The organism is Streptomyces sp. NBC_00258 (genome assembly GCF_036182465.1).
Taxonomy (GTDB): domain Bacteria; phylum Actinomycetota; class Actinomycetes; order Streptomycetales; family Streptomycetaceae; genus Streptomyces.
In genome coordinates this window covers 10,228,741-10,245,350 of sequence record NZ_CP108081.1, presented here as the reverse complement: position 1 = coordinate 10,245,350, position 16,610 = coordinate 10,228,741, and the positions used below count along the sequence as shown (strand labels likewise).

18 protein-coding genes are annotated in these 16,610 nt (G+C 70.0%); 7 read left to right on the top strand and 11 right to left on the bottom strand.

Going from position 1 to position 16,610, the window contains the following annotated elements:
- Positions 1 to 119: 119 nt before the first annotated feature.
- Together OG718_RS45420 and OG718_RS45415 are read left to right on the top strand one after the other, a co-directional pair.
- Positions 120 to 596, top strand: a complete 477-nt coding sequence (locus tag OG718_RS45420) for an Lrp/AsnC family transcriptional regulator (RefSeq protein ID WP_306941286.1) — start codon at positions 120 to 122, stop codon at positions 594 to 596.
- Positions 597 to 675: 79 nt separating this feature from the next.
- Positions 676 to 1,371, top strand: a complete 696-nt coding sequence (locus OG718_RS45415) for an HAD family hydrolase (RefSeq protein ID WP_328846910.1) — start codon at positions 676 to 678, stop codon at positions 1,369 to 1,371.
- Between the two features lie 225 nt (positions 1,372 to 1,596).
- Here OG718_RS45415 and OG718_RS45410 read toward each other — a convergent pair whose 3' ends face one another.
- The 8 genes from OG718_RS45410 to paaA all read right to left on the bottom strand — a co-directional run bounded on the left by OG718_RS45410 (position 1,597) and on the right by paaA (position 8,551).
- Positions 1,597 to 2,166: a TetR/AcrR family transcriptional regulator gene (locus OG718_RS45410; protein ID WP_328846909.1), complete on the bottom strand. Its 570-nt coding sequence runs from the start codon at positions 2,164 to 2,166 to the stop codon at positions 1,597 to 1,599.
- A 70-nt stretch (positions 2,167 to 2,236) separates the two neighbouring features.
- On the bottom strand, positions 2,237 to 2,938 hold the full coding sequence (locus OG718_RS45405) for an SDR family oxidoreductase (protein WP_307528129.1): 702 nt from the start codon (positions 2,936 to 2,938) through the stop codon (positions 2,237 to 2,239).
- 196 nt (positions 2,939 to 3,134) lie between these two features.
- The gene (locus OG718_RS45400; RefSeq protein WP_143633195.1) at positions 3,135 to 4,499 is read right to left on the bottom strand and encodes an FAD-dependent oxidoreductase; all 1,365 of its coding nucleotides are present in this window, start codon (positions 4,497 to 4,499) and stop codon (positions 3,135 to 3,137) included.
- A 220-nt stretch (positions 4,500 to 4,719) separates the two neighbouring features.
- Complete coding sequence (paaE, locus tag OG718_RS45395; RefSeq protein WP_328846908.1) at positions 4,720 to 5,913, bottom strand: 1,2-phenylacetyl-CoA epoxidase subunit PaaE; 1,194 nt, start codon at positions 5,911 to 5,913, stop codon at positions 4,720 to 4,722.
- Complete coding sequence (gene paaD / locus OG718_RS45390; protein WP_143633190.1) at positions 5,913 to 6,428, bottom strand: 1,2-phenylacetyl-CoA epoxidase subunit PaaD; 516 nt, start codon at positions 6,426 to 6,428, stop codon at positions 5,913 to 5,915. Before paaD ends, paaE begins: the two co-directional genes overlap by 1 nt.
- A complete protein-coding gene (gene paaC, locus OG718_RS45385) occupies positions 6,422 to 7,249 on the bottom strand; it encodes a 1,2-phenylacetyl-CoA epoxidase subunit PaaC (RefSeq protein ID WP_143633188.1) in 828 nt (275 codons plus the stop codon). Before paaC ends, paaD begins: the two co-directional genes overlap by 7 nt.
- Before the next feature lie 10 nt (positions 7,250 to 7,259).
- Positions 7,260 to 7,580, bottom strand: a complete 321-nt coding sequence (gene paaB / locus OG718_RS45380) for a 1,2-phenylacetyl-CoA epoxidase subunit PaaB (protein WP_328846907.1) — start codon at positions 7,578 to 7,580, stop codon at positions 7,260 to 7,262.
- Positions 7,577 to 8,551, bottom strand: a complete 975-nt coding sequence (gene paaA / locus OG718_RS45375; protein ID WP_328846906.1) for a 1,2-phenylacetyl-CoA epoxidase subunit PaaA — start codon at positions 8,549 to 8,551, stop codon at positions 7,577 to 7,579. The genes paaB and paaA overlap by 4 nt, the downstream gene beginning before the upstream one ends.
- Positions 8,552 to 8,744: 193 nt before the next feature.
- Between paaA and OG718_RS45370 the strand changes: the two genes are divergently transcribed.
- From OG718_RS45370 to OG718_RS45360, 3 genes are all read left to right on the top strand, one after another.
- Positions 8,745 to 9,416 carry a class I SAM-dependent methyltransferase gene (locus OG718_RS45370; protein ID WP_143633182.1) on the top strand — a complete coding sequence of 224 codons (672 nt, stop codon included), beginning with the start codon at positions 8,745 to 8,747 and terminating at the stop codon, positions 9,414 to 9,416.
- Positions 9,417 to 9,668: 252 nt separating this feature from the next.
- Positions 9,669 to 11,303: a SpoIIE family protein phosphatase gene (locus tag OG718_RS45365; RefSeq protein WP_328847942.1), complete on the top strand. Its 1,635-nt coding sequence runs from the start codon at positions 9,669 to 9,671 to the stop codon at positions 11,301 to 11,303.
- Between the two features lie 71 nt (positions 11,304 to 11,374).
- Positions 11,375 to 11,935: a CGNR zinc finger domain-containing protein gene (locus tag OG718_RS45360; RefSeq protein ID WP_143633178.1), complete on the top strand. Its 561-nt coding sequence runs from the start codon at positions 11,375 to 11,377 to the stop codon at positions 11,933 to 11,935.
- A gap of 46 nt (positions 11,936 to 11,981) precedes the next feature.
- Here the strand turns inward: OG718_RS45360 and OG718_RS45355 are convergent, their stop codons facing one another.
- The 3 genes from OG718_RS45355 to OG718_RS45345 all read right to left on the bottom strand — a co-directional run bounded on the left by OG718_RS45355 (position 11,982) and on the right by OG718_RS45345 (position 13,536).
- The gene (locus tag OG718_RS45355) at positions 11,982 to 12,584 is read right to left on the bottom strand and encodes a TetR/AcrR family transcriptional regulator (protein WP_328846905.1); all 603 of its coding nucleotides are present in this window, start codon (positions 12,582 to 12,584) and stop codon (positions 11,982 to 11,984) included.
- 75 nt (positions 12,585 to 12,659) lie between these two features.
- Positions 12,660 to 13,286 (bottom strand): GOLPH3/VPS74 family protein, encoded by a 627-nt coding sequence (locus OG718_RS45350; protein ID WP_328846904.1) that lies wholly within the window; start codon positions 13,284 to 13,286, stop codon positions 12,660 to 12,662.
- Between the two features lie 73 nt (positions 13,287 to 13,359).
- On the bottom strand, positions 13,360 to 13,536 hold the full coding sequence (locus OG718_RS45345; protein WP_306941269.1) for a hypothetical protein: 177 nt from the start codon (positions 13,534 to 13,536) through the stop codon (positions 13,360 to 13,362).
- Between the two features lie 273 nt (positions 13,537 to 13,809).
- On the opposite strand from OG718_RS45345, the gene OG718_RS45340 reads away from it, so the two are divergent.
- Entirely contained in the window at positions 13,810 to 14,247 is a 438-nt protein-coding gene (locus OG718_RS45340; protein ID WP_143633172.1) for a Fur family transcriptional regulator, read from the top strand.
- Between the two features lie 33 nt (positions 14,248 to 14,280).
- Positions 14,281 to 16,503 (top strand): catalase/peroxidase HPI, encoded by a 2,223-nt coding sequence (gene katG, locus OG718_RS45335; protein ID WP_328846903.1) that lies wholly within the window; start codon positions 14,281 to 14,283, stop codon positions 16,501 to 16,503.
- Positions 16,504 to 16,610: the final 107 nt, after the last annotated feature.

Sequence of the window (16,610 nt, the reverse complement as noted above, 5' to 3'; positions counted from 1 at the left end):
CGCCATGAATACCCCCAAGGTAAGCAGGGCGGGGGCAGTGGCTCAACCGGCTCGCGATCGACTGGGCCATTGGTACAGTCGGGAACGATCAGTCAAGACCGCAGGGAGACCAACGGACCATGGCCGTGGACGAGCTCGACACCCGCATCCTGCGGCTGCTCATGGAGCAGCCGCGCACCAGCGTGCGCGAGTACGCGCGCACCCTCGGCATCGCCCGCGGCACCCTGCAGGCACGGCTCGACCGGCTGGAGCGGGACGGCGTCATCACCGGTACGGGTCCCTCGCTCTCCCCCGCCGCGCTCGGGCACCCGGTGCTCGCGTTCGTGCACATCGAGGTCACCCAGGGGCATCTCGACGATGTGGGGGACGCGTTGGCGGCCGTGCCGGAGATCATCGAGGCGTTCTCGATCACCGGCGGCGGGGATCTGCTGACGCGGGTCGTCGCGCGGGACAACGGACACCTGGAGGACGTGATCCAGGCGTTGATCAGCCTGCCGGGCGTCGTCCGCACCCGGACCGAGGTGGCGCTGCGCGAGCGGGTGCCGCAGCGGATGCTGCCGTTGGTGGAGTCGATCGGACGTACGGCCCGGGGTTGACCGGGCGTACGGCCGGGGTTGACCAGGCGTACGGCCCGAGGTTGATCGTCGGTATTCGGGACCCGGCATCCTGGATCCCATGAGCAATCTCGGCAGCCTTTCGGTCATCTTCGATCTCGACGGAACACTCGTGGACAGCGAGCCGAACTACTACGAGGCGGGACGGCAGACGCTCGCCGGGCAGGGCGTCACGGACTTCACCTGGACGGACCACGAGCGGTACGTCGGTATCAGCACGCAGGAGACGATCGCGCTCTGGAAGGAGCGGTACGCCCTGGAGTCCCCGCTCGACGTACTGCTCGCGGACAAGAACCGGCGCTATCTGGAGCTGGCCCGCGCGTCCACCCCGGTCTACCCGGAGATGCGGAAGTTCTTGGAGCTGCTGGCCGGGGACGGTGTGCCGATGGCCGTGGCCTCGGGTTCCTCTCGCGAGGCCATCGAGGCGATCCTGGCGGGCACGGGGCTGTCCGCGTATCTGCGGACGGTCGTCTCGGCGGAGGAGGTCGCCTCCGGCAAGCCCGCTCCCGATGTCTTCCTGGAGGCGGCGCGGCGGCTCGGCGCGGTTCCTGGGGACTGCGTGGTCCTCGAAGATGCCGCACCTGGGGCCGCCGCGGCGCACGCGGCCGGGATGCGGTGCATCGCGGTCCCGTACGTCGCGGGGCAGGCCGATGATCCGGCGTTCGCCACGGTGGGGTTGCTTCTGCGGGGCGGGCAGGCCGAGTTCACGGCTCGGGCCGCGCACGAGTGGCTCCGCCGGTGGGGCGGGGAGGTGTAGGTGAGTTGTCGGCTGCGGGTCGGCTGGGGCTGGTCGCGCCGTTCCCCGCGCCCCTGAAGGGCTGGGGCCCAGGGAAGTCTTGCGGCTGCGGGTTGTTCGTGGCTGGGCGCGCCGTTCCTCGCGCCCCTGAGGGGCCTGGGGCCTGGGGCCTGGGGGAAAGCTTGCCGCTGCCGGTTGATTGTGGCTGGGCGCGCCGTTCCCAGCGTCCCTGAGGGGCGCGGGGCTCTATGCGACGCCTGCCGCGTCTAGCAGGGCCGTTGCCGTTGTTGTGGTCAGGCCGTCCAGGGTTTCTGCCTTTGCGCCGGCGCGGGCGCTTGCTCCGTCGAAGACGAGGGTGAGCTGGCGGGCGAGGAGCTGGGGGTCGCGGGCGCCGCCGCGCTCGGCCTCGACCCGGAAGGCCTCGGTCAGGGAGCCCTTGACCCGCAGTGCGACGACGCTCGCCGGATGCTCGGGGTTCTTGAGTTCGACCATGGCGGACAGGTACGGGCAGCCTCGGTAGTCGTCCTTCGTCGAGGCCTGCTCCAGCAACTCGAAGATGTGCAGGATCCGGGCACGAGGCGGCCGGCTGTCCTCGGCGCCGATGTCCAGCAGCCGCGCATACTCCGGCGCACGCCGCTCCAGGCTCGCCGCGAGCACCTCGTCCTTGCCGGCGTAGAGCTGGTACATCGAGCGCTTGGACACCCCTGCGGCCCGGCACAGCGCCTCGACTCCGATGGAGACGCCGTCGCGGTAGAAGAGCTCCATGGCCGCGTCGAGCAGCCGGTCCCTCGTGGATGTCTTGTCCGTACTGGCCATGAGCGGAGAGTACCTCCGTCCGGGAGTGCCCCAAAACCGATCGGTCTACCTGTGACGCGACCCCTGAGGACTAAGCGACGAGCTGCGGATACAGCACCGACAGATCCGCGGACAGCCCGGACTTCACCTGACGGGACAGGTCGTCGGCCAGCACCTCGAACGCCCCGCTCTCGATGCCGTCGAGCGCCTGCGAGGCCACATCCTCGGGCGAGGCCTTGGGGGCGTCGATCTTCGCCGTCATGTCCGTGTCGACGTATCCGACGTGGAGCCCGGTGACGCCGATCCCGCGCGGCTTGAGGTCGAGCCGCAGGGAGTTGGTCTGGGACCAGACCGCGGCCTTGGACGCGCTGTACGAACCGGCGAGGCCGATCCACGACAGCACGGAGTGGACGTTCAGGATGTGGCCGCCGCCGTTGCGCTCGATGACCGGGACGAACGCCCGCGCGGTGAGCAGCGGTCCGTAGAAGTTCGTCTCGAAGTCCCGGCGCACGTCCTCGACCGGCGCCTCCAGGAAGGACGCGTTGACGGAGACCCCGGCGTTGTTGATCAGGATGGTGACGTCGCCGGCCTGCTCGGCCGCCGCCGCGACGGACGCGGGGTCGGTGACCTCCAGCGCCAGCGGGACCGCCCGGGGATGCGTGACCGTCCGGGGATCGCGGGCCGTGGCGTACACCTTCTTCGCGCCCCGCTCGAAAAGCCCTTCCACCAGCGCCTTGCCGATCCCCCTGCTGCCGCCGGTCACCAGGACGACGGAACCCTCGATCGCAGTCATGTCACTCTCCGAACTCAACACACGAACACATGGAAACCGATCGGTTTCCCTTCATTGGGAACAGTAAACCGATCGGTTTCACAAAGCAAGGCGGCCGACCCCCGCGCGAACGCGAGGGGCCCCGTCGCAGTGACGGGGCCCCACATTGGCCGTTGAACCGGTGCCGGTCGGCTGAACCGGTGGCGGTCGGTCGGTGTTACGCGCCGCTCGCCCTGAGCATCTCCTCGCGCTCGACGAGCTTCACGCGCTCGCGGCCCTGGGGCTCACCCAGCGCCTTCTCCGCGGCGTCCAGGCGGTACCAGCCGTCCCACGTGGTGAAGCGGACGTCCCGCTCGGCGAGGAACGCGTCCACGGCCTCCGGACCGGGCGAAACAGGCGTGTGCAAACGGCCGTTGGCGTGGTCGTCCAGCAGGCTGGCGACCGTCTCGTTGGCGTCACCCTTGGTGTGGCCGATCAGACCGACGGGCCCGCGCCTGATCCAGCCGGTGACGTACGCCGACTGCAGGTGCTCGCCGGTCTCCTCCATCACACGGCCGGCCTTGTCCGGGACGGTGCCCGTCTCGACGTCCCAGGGCAGCTTCGGCAGCTTGTCGGAGAGGTAACCGACGGCCCGGTACACCGCGCCGAGGTCCCAGTCCTTGAACTCGCCGGTGCCCTTGACGTTGCCGGTGCCGTCGAGAGCGGTGCGCTCGGTACGCAGGCCGACGACCTTGCCGTCCTCGCCGAGGATCTCGGTCGGCGACTCGAAGAAGTGCAGGAACAGCTTGTGCGGCCGGTCGCCGACGTCGCGGATGGCCCAGTTCTCCAGGGTCTTGGCGACCATGTCGGCCTGCTTGTTGCCCCGCCGGGTGGCGATCGAGCCGTCGTCGTAGTCGATGTCCTCGGGGTCGACGATGACCTCGATGTTCGGGGAGTGGTCCAGCTCCCGCAGCTCCATCGGGCTGAACTTCGCCTGCGCCGGGCCACGGCGGCCGAAAACGTGGACCTCAAGGGCCTTGTTGGCCTTGATGCCGTCGTACACGTTCGCCGGGATCTCGGTCGGCAGCAGTTCGTCGGCGGTCTTGGCGAGGATGCGCGCCACGTCGAGCGCGACGTTGCCGACACCGAGGACGGCGACCTTCTCCGCCTCGAGCGGCCAGGTCCGCGGCACGTCCGGGTGCCCGTCGTACCAGGAGACGAAGTCCGCCGCGCCGTACGAGCCGTCGAGGTCGATGCCGGCTATGTCGAGGGCCCGGTCGGCCGTGGCGCCCGTGGAGAAGATCACCGCGTCGTAGAAGGCACGCAGGTCGTCCAGGTTGATGTCGCCCGGGTAGTCGACGTTGCCGAAAAGGCGGATCTGCGGCTTGTCGAGCACCTGGTGCAGGGCGTTGATGATGCCCTTGATGCGCGGGTGGTCGGGGGCGACGCCGTAGCGGATCAGGCCGAACGGGGCCGGCATCCGCTCGAAGAGGTCGATGGACACGCCGGGCTCGACGGCCACTGCGGACTTCAACAGCGCGTCGGCGGCGTAGATCCCGGCGGGGCCGGCTCCGACTATGGCTACCCGCAGGGGGCGAGACATGTTCAGGTTCCCTTCGAGCGATGATCGATCAGGAGTACTCACCCGGAGCCTAAACTAAGGCATGCCTAAGTCAGTAGTCGGGCCCGATCTATGACCCCATAAGGCCGCTTTATGGGGTGGGCGCGCATGAAGGGGCAGGGGTCGACTCCCGTGCCGGTTCCGGCGACTCCCGTGACTGGTCAGTCGATTCCCGTGCCTGGTCAGTCGGCTCCGTGCCGGCTCAGCTGTCGTAGTCGACGGTCAGTGTCTCCGAGACCGGATACGACTGGCACGTGAGGACGTACCCCGCGTCGACCTCGGAGGTTTCGAGGGCGAAGTTGCGACGCATGTCGGCCTTGCCGTCGGTGACCAGCGCCCGGCAGGTGCCGCAGACACCGCCCTTGCAGGCGAACGGCAGGTCGGGGCGGGTCTTCTGGGCGCCGTCGAGAATGCTCCGGTCCCGGGCGAGAGCGGCGGTGGTGGAGCGTCCGTCGAGGGTGATGGTCACCTGACTGACGGCCCCCTCGGTTGCGGCCTCCTCGTGGCGCACCTCCCGTACGGGCTCCTCGTCGGCGTAGAACAGCTCCTGATGGACGCGGTCGGCCGGCACTCCGAGACCGGTGAGTACCGCCTGGGCGTCGCGGACCATGCCGTGCGGGCCGCACAGCCACCAGTGGTCGGCCCCCTTCACGTCGACCAGGGCGCCGACGAGCGCCGAGAGCCGCTCGGCGTCGAGGCGGCCGGAGAGCACCTCGGCCTCCCGGGGCTCGCGCGACAGCACATGGGCGAGCTGGAAACGGGCCGGGTACAGGTCCTTCAGGTCCGCCAGCTCGTCGGCGAACATCACGGTGCCGGTGCGTCGGTTGCCGTAGAAGAGGGTGACCGTGGAGGGGGGGGCCGCGGCCAGGACGGACTCCGCGATGGACACCATGGGCGTGATACCGGAGCCCGCAGCGATCAGCACGTGATGGCCGTGCACGGTGAGGTCGGGCGTGAAGAAACCGGTGGGGGCCATCACCTCGACGGTGTCACCGGGGCGTACGTCCTGTACGAGCCATGCCGAGAACAGCCCGCCCGGCACCACCCGCACCCCGATGCGCGGCACCGAACCGGCCGGAGAGCAGATCGAGTACGAGCGCCGCTCGTCCCGTCCGTCGATCTCGCGCCGCAGCGTGAGCGACTGTCCGGGCGCGAAGGCGAACTCCTCGGCCAGCTCCTCCGGGATCTCGAAGCTGACGGCCGCCGCGTCCTCGCACAGCGGCTGTACGGAGGCGATGCGCAGGGCGTGGAAGACCGGACGGCGGGTGCGTACGCGCGGACGCGCCGCCGGGCCGGACGCGGGACCGGCAACGGCAGCGGCAGCAGGGCTTGAGGCGGCGGTCGGCGCCGCCGGATCCTTCAGGCCTCCCATCGGCTCTTCCGTCAGGCCTTCCATCAGATCTCCTTGACGTACTCGAACGGCTCGCGGCAGGCGAGGCAGCGCCACAGCGCCTTGCAGGACGTGGCGGCGAAACGGGAGGTCTCCTCGGTGTCCGCCGAACCGCAGCGGGGGCACTCCACCGTGCGCCGGACGGGCGACAGCACGAGCGGAACGGGGCCGGCGGCGCGGCGGGGTGCGGCGCCGGGCGGCGCGATGCCGTGCTCGGCGAGCTTGCGACGGCCCTCCGGGGTGATCCAGTCACTCGTCCACGGCGGGTCGAGGACCGTACGGATCTCGACACGCGCATAGCCCGCACGACGCAGCCGTGCCGCCACGTCCGCGCGCATCTCGGCCATCGCCGGGCAGCCGGAGTAGGTCGGCGTCAGACTCGCGACCACCGTCCCGTCGCCGGTCATCCCGACACCGCGCAGGACGCCGAGGTCGGCGAGGGTCAGCATGGGCAGTTCGGGATCCGGCACCTGCTCGGCGATGTGCCGGGCGTGCCGCACGTCCGTCAGTACGGTCACCATGTCGCCTCCGGGTGTGCACGGGCCACGCTCTGCAACTCGGCCAGCAGCGGCGCGAGATGCTCGGTGTGCTCCCCGCCGCGACCGGCGCCGGGCAGCGGCCGGTACACGGGCATGGGCAGCCCGGCCGCCTCGGTGACCTGCCGCAGCACGGCGACCACCTCGTCCCGCACGTCGTACGCCGTGAACAACTCGCCGAAATACGGGGCGACCTGCTCCATGGCCCTGCGCGTCCGGCGGCACGACTCGTCCGTGCCGTCACCGAGACGCACCGCCCACTCGGCCGCGTACTGCCGGTGGTACGTCAGCTCCTTGACGCCCTTGGCGGCGATGGCCGCGAGGACGGGGTCGGGGTGCGACGAGAGCTGCTCGAAGTGCGCGAGGCGCCAGCTGGACAGGACCAGCAGCCGCACGATCGAGAACGCGAAGTCCCCGCCCGGGAGTTCGGCCAGGCGCACGTTCCTGAAGTCCTCCGCGTCCCGGAAGTAGGCGTACGCGTCCTCGTCGCGCCCGGTGCCGTCGACCTGCCCGGCGCGTGCGTACAGCAGACGGGCCTGGCCGAGGAGGTCGAGGCCGATGTTGGCCAGCGCGACCTCTTCCTCCAGCTCCGGGGCGCGGGTGGTCCACTCGGCCAGCCGCTGCGCTGAGACCAGCGCGTCGTCGGCGAGTGCCACGCAGTCCGCGGCCAGCCGGCCGACGTCGACGCCCTCGGGCACGGTGGTGTCCACGCCGTGCAGCGGGTCCTCGAAGCCGGTGCCGTAGGCCCAGCGGGCGTCGTCCTCGTGTCCCTCGGCGAGGGTCATGTAGACGTGGTCGTCACTCATGCCCTGCTCCTCAGATGTGCGGGACGTCGTCGGGGATGTCGTAGAACGTCGGGTGGCGGTAGACCTTGTCGGCGCTCGGCGCGAAGAAGGGGTCCTTCTCGTCGCGCGTGGACGCCGCGATGTGCTCCGAGCGCACCACCCAGATCGAGACGCCCTCGTTGCGCCGGGTGTACAGGTCACGGGCGTGGGTGAGCGCCATGGCGTCGTCCGCTGCGTGCAGCGAGCCCACATGGACGTGGTTCAGCCCGCGCTTGCCGCGCACGAACACCTCGTACAGCGGCCAGTCGCCCTTGCCGGTGCCCTGGGTGGAGCCCGGGGTGCTGTCGCTCATGCCGTCGCTCCTTCACGCGCGCGTGCCGCCTGCTTGGCCGCGTGTGCCGTGGCCGCCTCCCGCACCCAGGCGCCCTCCTCATGGGCGCTGCGGCGGCGCTCAACCCGCTCGGCGTTGCACGGCCCGCCGCCGGAGATCACCCGCTTCAGCTCCTCCCAGTCGGGGGTGCCGAAGTCGTGGCTGCCGCTCTCCTCGTTCCAGCGCAGCTCCGGGTCCGGCAGCGTGACGCCGAGCTTCTCGGCCTGCGGGACGGTCATGTCGACGAACCGCTGACGCAGCACGTCGTTGCTGTGCCGCTTGATCTTCCAGGCCATCGACGCCGCCGAGTTGGGCGAGTCGCCGTCGGGCGGGCCGAACATCATCAGCGACGGCCACCACCAGCGGTTCACCGAGTCCTGGACCATGGCCCGCTGGGCCTCGGTGCCGCGCATCATCGTCATCAACAGCTCGTAGCCCTGCCGCTGATGGAAGGACTCCTCCTTGCAGATCCGCACCATCGCGCGCGCATAGGGCCCGTACGAACTCCTGCACAGCGGAACCTGGTTGCAGATCGCGGCGCCGTCCACGAACCAGCCGATGACGCCGACGTCGGCGAAGGTCGGCGTGGGGTAGTTGAAGATCGACGAGTACTTCTGGCGCCCTTCGATGAGCCGCTCGGTCAGGTCCGCGCGGTCGGCGCCCAGGGTCTCCGCCGCCGAGTACAGGTACAGCCCGTGGCCGGCCTCGTCCTGAACCTTGGCGAACAGGATGGCCTTGCGGCGCAGCGAGGGCGCACGCGTGATCCACTCGCCCTCCGGCTGCATGCCGATGATCTCCGAGTGCGCGTGCTGCGCGATCTGCCGCACCAGCGTCTTGCGGTAGCCGTCCGGCATCCAGTCGCGCGGCTCGACCCGCTGGTCCCGCGCGATCGTCGTGTCGAACTGCTGCTGCAACTCCTGGAGCGGCGCCTCGGCGGAGTGTGTCGTGGTCATCGATACCAGCTTCCCAACCGACCATTCGTTCGGTATTCAGTGTGACGTGTTTCTGCCGACCGGGCAAGACCCGGGCACAATCAGGGGCGGCGCGGCTCCGGGCCCGTGAACGACCGGGTTCACCCACGACCGCCGATCATGTGATTGTGGAATAATTCAACATGAGCTACGAAAGGTTACTTTCGTGACCAAGATGAGCAATGGTGCTGACTACGAGAGCATTCGGTTTGACCGCAGCGGTCAGGCCGAAGCCTTTGACGCCATCGGCGACCGCTATGACGAGGCCTTCCCGCACAAGGAGGGCCAGCTTTCCGCCGGAACTTGGCTGATCGACTCGCTGCCGGCGGGTTCGCGTGTGCTCGACCTCGGCTGCGGCACCGGAGTGCCGACCACGCGCCAGATGACGGACGCCGGCTTCGAGGTGGTGGGCGTCGACCTGTCGCGCAGGATGGTGCAGCTGGCCCGGGAGTACGTGCCCGCGGCGACGTTCCACCAGCTGGACATCGCCGACCTGCGCCCCGGCGGCCCGCAGGACCTCGGCCGTTTCGACGCCGTCGCGGCCTTCTTCTCCTTTCTGATGCTGCCCCGCGTGGAGATACCCCTCGCGCTGCAGACGGTCCGCCACCTGCTGGTTCCCGGTGGCCTGTTCGTCCTCTCGATGGTGGAGGCCGACGTGGACAACTACGCGATCCCGTTCCTCGGAAACACGATCCGGGTTTCCGGATACGTGCTGGAGGACCTGCACAAGGTCATCGAGACCGGCGGCTTCGAGATCGTCAAGGAGGCCGCCTACACCTATGCCCCGGCGGTCGCCGACGTCCCGCCCGAGGAGCAGGTCTTCCTCTGCTGCCGACGGCTCGACTGAACAGGCACGACCCTTCACCGCGGACCGCGGCCCACCGACGGGACGAAACGCGTGACGGAGCACCCCACCCCCGAGGGCCCACGGGTCACCCGGACCCCCCAGCCGCCCCCTCCGCACGGTCGCCGTGCCGGGGGCAGGGGCTCCGAGGCCCCGGGGCCGGACAACTCCCCCGACCCGGGCCCCGGCAGGGAAGGAGCACAGACCGACCGGCTTCAGTACCTGGACGTGGCGACCCGGCGGATCGCCCGCGGGATGGATCTCGACGAGACGCTCCGCGAACTGCGCCGGGCGGCCGTCCCCGCCTTCGCGGACGCGATCATCGTCCATCTGCACGATCCGCTCCCCGTCGGGGAGGAGAAGTCGGCCGCGCCCGTCGTCCTGCAGCTGCACAGCGTCAGCAGGAAGCCGGAAGCACCCGCCGCCTCCCGGTCGCCCCTGCTCAAGTCCCGTCCCCTGCACTCGGACGTCGCCGAGCACGTACGGCCGGCCGTCACCGGCCGGCTCTCGAAGCTGCTGCTGGCCGGACGGCCCGCCTTCGGTGACGCGCCGGGGATCGCGCCCGCGGTGGCCGAACTGCTCGGGCCCCTGGCCGGCGCGCCGGAGGCGATTCCGCCGGGACGCAGGCTGATCATCGCCCCGATGCACGGCCGCCGGCACGTCATGGGAACGGTGGTCCTCCTGCGCCGGCCCGACCGGTCCCCCTTCACCCGTGACGACCTGCTCGTCGCCTCACAGCTCGCGACGCACACCGCCATCGGCGTACAGAAAGCGGTGATGTACGGACACGAAGCCTCCGTGGCGGACACGTTGCAGCACACCATGCTCCCGTCGTCGCTGCCCGAGCCCACCGGGATCCGGCTGGCCAGTCGCTATCTGCCCGCCTCGAAGACCGCCCAGGTCGGGGGCGACTGGTACGACGCGATCCCGCTGCCCGGCAACCGCGTCGCACTGATCGTCGGTGACGTCATGGGGCATTCCATGACCTCCGCCGCGATCATGGGCCAGCTGCGCACCATCGTGCAGACCCTCGCCGGGCTCGACCTGCCTCCGGACGAGGTCCTGCACCACCTCGACGAGCAGGCCCAGCGCCTCGGCAGCGACCACATCGCGACCTGCCTCTACGCGATCTACGACCCGATCTCGCACCGGCTGCTCATGGCGAACGCCGGCCACCCGCCCGCGGTGCTCCTGCACCCGGACGGCCACGGCGAGGTGCTGCGCGTCCCACCGGCCGCCCCCATCGGCGTCGGCGGCGTCGACTTCGAGTCCGTGGAGATGCACGCGCCCACCGGAGCGACCCTTCTGCTCTACACCGACGGTCTCGTCGAATCGCGCGACACCGACGTGGGAACAGGCGTCGAGGCCCTGCGCACCAGCCTCCGGGCCATGGCGAGCGGACGCGCCGCCCCCTCACTCGAACCGCTGTGCGACCACATCCTCGGCACCATGGTCCCGGGCTCCCGGGACGACGACATCGCGCTGCTCACCGCCCGGTTCGAGGGCTTCCCTCCGGACAGCGTGGGGTACTGGCACCTGGACCCCCACCCGCTGACCGCCGGACAGGCACGTCGCCTGACCCGCAGGGCACTTCGCCGCTGGGACCTGGAATCCATGCTCGACTCGACGGAACTCATGGTCAGCGAGGTCGTGACGAACGCCGTCCGCTTCGCCTCACGGCCCATCGCGTTGCGGCTGCTGCGCACCGACGTCCTCCGCTGCGAGGTGACCGACGACTCGTCCCAGGTGCCCAGGATGCGACAGGCCCAGCCGGGCGACGAGGGCGGCCGAGGCCTCTTCCTCGTCGACCAGCTCGCGCAACGCTGGGGAGCGACGAGGCTCAGCACGGGCAAGGTCGTCTGGTTCGAGCAGCAGATCCCCAAGAAGTAGCCGCCGAGCTATCACCAGTCCGGCAGGTGACGAATCTTGCGTGCCCCCGTGTCACCCGTCAGAATGGTGACGTGAATCTGGATCATGCCTTCTTCTGCGGGAACCCCGCGCTCGACTTCGCGGCCACGCTCCGCGCCCGCCGCACGCTCCGGTTCGAGACGCTCGTGTCGCCGGACCGACTCGACGCCTGGTACGTCGAGTCCGGAGTCGTCGACGCCGTGTCGCCCAGCCGGGAGGCCGACGTCGAGCAGGCGATCGCCGTACGGGAGGCCGTCTACGGCCTGATCACCGCCCGGCGGCTCGGTGAGGCCTACGACGAAGAGGCGCTCGCCGCGGTGAACGGCGCGGCCCGCAAGCCCTCCGCGACGCCTCAGCTCACCGCGACGGGGCGATGGACGGCCGCGACGCCCGAAGAGGCACTGGCCACCGTGGCACGCCACGCCGTCGAAGTCCTCAGCGGACCCGACGTTCCGCTGCTGAAGGAATGCGGCAATCCCGAATGCACGCGCGTCTACATCGACCGGTCGCGCGGGACGCGTCGGCAGTGGTGCGGCATGGAGTCGTGCGGAAACAAGGTGAAGGCCGCGGCCTACCGCGCCCGCAAGAAGCAGGCCCGGACCGCAGTTCGGTGACGCACTGAGTTCTCGAGGTTCTCGGGCCGCGGGAAGCACCCTCGTCCTACGCCGGCAGCCTGGCTCCGAGGATGGCGAGGCAGTTCCTCCACAGGACGTCGAGGCGCTGGGGGTCGTTGTAGAGCTTGGCGAAGAGCACCTGACCTTCGAGTTGGGCGACGACGGACCGGGCGGCCTCACTGGAGTCACCGACGGCGATCTCACCCCGCTCCGCGGCCTCGGCGACGATCTCCTCGACCATGTCGACCTGCGCGTCGAAGATTCCTTGCAGGCGCGAACGGACGGCCTCGGTCTGGTTGCTCAGCTCCAGGGTCAGGTTCCCGAACAGACACCCTGAGACGGTGCCGCAGCTCTGCTGTCCGGCACGCTGGCCCGCCTCGGTCTCCTCGAACAGCTGCCGCAGCCGCTGGAGCGGTTCACCGCCGCCGCGCAGGACGCGGCTCCAGTCGCCGCGCTGGGTCTCCCAGTGCTCGTCGAGAACAGCCAGGGCGAGCGCCTCCTTCGTCTCGAAGAAGTAGTAGAAGCTGCCCTTCGGCACGCCCGCGACCTTGCAGATCTCGGCGGTGCCGAGGGCCGAGTAGCCCCGCTGCCCGATGAGCGACTGCGCGGCGGTGAGGATCTTCTCCCTGGCGTTGCTGGTCCGTCCCATACGACCAATATACGACCGATCGACTATTTACCCTGCGGACCGGTCCCCCATGGGCACTCTCGGCCCGGGCTCGCGTCACAGGCCGCGCCAGACGTTGTCGAAGGCCGCGTCCTCTATGGATCGGCGCTGCCGAACGGCTTCCAGTTCCATCACCGCGTCGTTGACGGCGGCCAGTACCGTCGCCACCGCGTCGTCGGCGATGTCCGGCGTGTCCGGGGAGCCCTCGGCGGCCTCGTCGAAGGGCTCGCCGTACAGCCCGGCTGCCGTCGCGAGAGCGACCAGGACGGGCTCGTGCGACTCCCAGCGGTCGACGGCCCCGCGGCGGGCGGGGGAATCGACGAGCGCCACGTCACCGGCCCGGAAGGACACCAGCCGACGGCGTTGCCGGGTGAGCTGGCCTTCGGTCTCGAAGGCGGTCAGATAGGCCGAGGACAGGTCACGGCCTCGGCGCCACAGCCACTCCTCCACCGACTCGTACGGCTCTTGGCGGACGAGCGACGACGCGGCCGCACGCAGCAGGGGGTCGTCGGGGGAGGGCGGGTCGCCGGGCACGACACGATCGCCGTCCAAGGCGACGGCCCGGACACCGAGGAGGTCGATGACCTCGGCCCCGGCGAGCGCGAGGGACAGGCTGCCCCGGTCCGCAGGGCGGCCGGATTCCCCATCCATGGCGACGATCAACAGGTCCCGCGGTGTGGTCATGATCCGCTTCCCCTCGGAGGTATGAGCAAGCGTACGTCGCAGACGTCGAAGCCGGCCGCGCGGTCTGCCGGACTCACAGGCACGTACGGACGAGCCACTCGTCGGAGTTGTACGCGTCCCTCGCCGGGTCGGGCACGGTCGCCGGCTTCTCTTCGACCATGTCCGCCAAGCTGATGCGCTCCGGCAACGTGCCGAATCGCGTACGGCGTGCGGCCTGGGCGACGTCCGGAGCGTTCTCCTGATGCACCATCTCGTCCTCCTGGGTTCGATCCGGGTTCGATCGCGGCGAAGAGGGCGTCACCCGGCTCGCTCGCCTCACCTGCCAAACACGTGATGATGATCGCAGCAGCTTTCGTCACCTGTCAAGGTGGTGACGGTACCGACGATCCCCACCAGAAAGCCCCACAGCGGCCGCAAGCGGCACCCCGGCCACCGACGGCAACGATCTGTTCGGCAGGTCTTACCAAACTTGGAACCTTCGCTTTCTTGAACTGTTCGTGTTTAGGGGGCTAGGTTTGGCGCCATGACCACACCCCGTACTCCGACCACCGCCGAGGAGCTGCGCGGTGTCGGCCTGCGGGTGACGGCTGCCCGCGTCGCACTCCTCGAGACCGTCCGCAGCGGCGACCACCTCGGAGTCGAGGCGATCGCCTCCGGGGTGCGCGACCGCGTGGGCCACATCTCCCTCCAAGCCGTGTACGAGGCCCTCCACGCACTCACCGCGGCGGGACTCATACGCCGCCTCGAACCGCCCGGCAGCCCGGCCCGGTTCGAGGGACGTGTCGGAGACAACCACCACCACCTCGTGTGCCGGACGTGCGGCGTCGTCGCCGACGTCGACTGCGCGGTCGGCCACGCCCCCTGCCTGACCGCGTCCGACGACCGCGGCTTCGCGATCGACGAGGCCGAGGTCATCTACTGGGGCCTGTGCCCCGCCTGTTCCACCAGCAGCAGTTCCTGAGCACCGTGATCCACCCAGTTCGGAAGGACTCTCATGACTGAGAACCATGACGCGATCGTCACTGACCCGAAGCCCGCGGAGGCGGGAGGCTGCCCGGTCGCACACGACCGTGCGCCGCACCCGACGCAGGGCGGCGGCAACCGCCAGTGGTGGCCGGAGCGGCTCAACCTGAAGATCCTTGCCAAGAACCCCGCCGTGGCCAACCCCCTCGGTGAGGACTTCGACTACGCCGAGGCGTTCAAGAACCTCGACCTTGCGGCCGTTAAACAGGACATCGCCGAGGTACTGACCACCTCGCAGGACTGGTGGCCGGCCGACTTCGGCAACTACGGCCCGTTCATGATCCGTATGGCGTGGCACAGCGCGGGCACCTACCGCATCAGCGACGGCCGCGGCGGCGCCGGTGCCGGTCAGCAGCGCTTCGCTCCCCTGAACAGCTGGCCGGACAACGGCAACCTGGACAAGGCCCGCCGTCTGCTGTGGCCGGTGAAGAAGAAGTACGGCCAGAGCCTTTCCTGGGCCGACCTGATGATCCTCACCGGCAACGTCGCCCTGGAGCAGATGGGCTTCGAGACCTTCGGCTTCGCCGGCGGCCGTGCGGACGTCTGGGAGTCCGAGGAGGACGTGTACTGGGGTCCCGAGACCACCTGGCTCGACGACCAGCGCTACACCGGCGACCGCGAGCTGGAGAGCCCGCTCGGCGCCGTCCAGATGGGCCTCATCTACGTCAACCCCGAGGGCCCCAACGGCAACCCGGACCCGATCGCCGCGGCCCGCGACATCCGTGAGACCTTCCGCCGGATGGCGATGAACGACGAGGAGACGGTCGCCCTGATCGCGGGCGGTCACACCTTCGGCAAGACCCACGGCGCGGGCCCGGCGGAGAGCGTCGGCGACGACCCCGAGGCCGCCCCGATCGAGGCGCAGGGCTTCGGCTGGAAGAACTCCTTCGGCACCGGCAAGGGCGCGGACGCCATCACGTCCGGCCTGGAGGTCACCTGGACCACCACGCCCACCCAGTGGAGCAACGGCTTCTTCGACAACCTCTTCGGCTACGAGTGGGAGCTCACCCAGAGCCCCGCCGGCGCCAACCAGTGGAAGCCGAAGGACGGCGCGGGCGAGGGCACCGTCCCGGCCGCCCACGACGCCTCGAAGAAGATCGCCCCCTCGATGCTCACGACGGACCTGTCGCTGCGCTTCGACCCGATCTACGAGCCCATCTCCCGCCGCTTCCACGAGAACCCCGCGGAGTTCGCGGACGCCTTCGCCCGCGCCTGGTACAAGCTGACCCACCGTGACATGGGCCCGAAGTCGCTCTACCTCGGCCCGGAGGTCCCGCAGGAGACCCTGCTGTGGCAGGACCCGCTGCCCGAGGCGGAGGGCGAGGCCATCGCCGCCGAGGACGTCACCGCCCTCAAGGCGAAGATCCTCGGCTCGGACCTGACCGTCTCGCAGCTGGTCTCCGCCGCCTGGGCCTCGGCCTCGACGTTCCGCGGCAGCGACAAGCGCGGCGGCGCCAACGGCGCGCGCGTCCGTCTGGAGCCGCAGCGCGACTGGGAGGCCAACGACCCCGGCCAGCTGGCCCAGGTGCTGCGTGTCCTCGAGGGCATCCAGGCGGAGTTCAACTCCGGCGCCAAGAAGGTCTCCCTGGCCGACCTGATCGTGCTCGGCGGCAGCGCGGCCGTCGAGAAGGCCGCCAAGGACGCCGGTCACGACGTCACGGTGCCCTTCACCCCGGGCCGTGTCGACGCGACGGAGGAGCACACCGACGCGGAGTCCTTCGCCGCCCTCGAGCCGACCGCCGACGGGTTCCGCAACTACCTCGGCAAGGGCAACCGCCTGCCGGCCGAGTACCTGCTGCTCGACCGTGCGAACCTGCTGACCCTCAGCGGCCCCGAGCTGACGGTCCTCGTCGGTGGCCTGCGCGTCCTGGGCGCCAACCACCAGCAGTCGTCGCTCGGTGTCCTCACCGCGACCCCCGGCAAGCTGACGAACGACTTCTACGTCAACCTGCTCGACCTGGGCACGACGTGGACGGCGACGTCCGAGGACGCGACCACCTTCGAGGCCCGCGACGACGCCACGGGCGACGTCAAGTGGACCGGCACCCGTGCCGACCTCGTCTTCGGCTCGAACTCCGAGCTGCGCGCGCTCGCCGAGGTCTACGCGGCCGACGACGCGAAGGAGAAGTTCGTGAACGACTTCGTCGCGGCGTGGACCAAGGTCATGGAGCTCGACCGGTTCGACCTCGTCTGATCAGTTCCTCGTGACGTCCGGGCCGGCCTGCACAGGCCGGCCCGGACGTTTTCGTTCCGGGACTTCTCCGCCGGCTCCGGGACCCCTCCCGAGGCGCGTCCGTATAA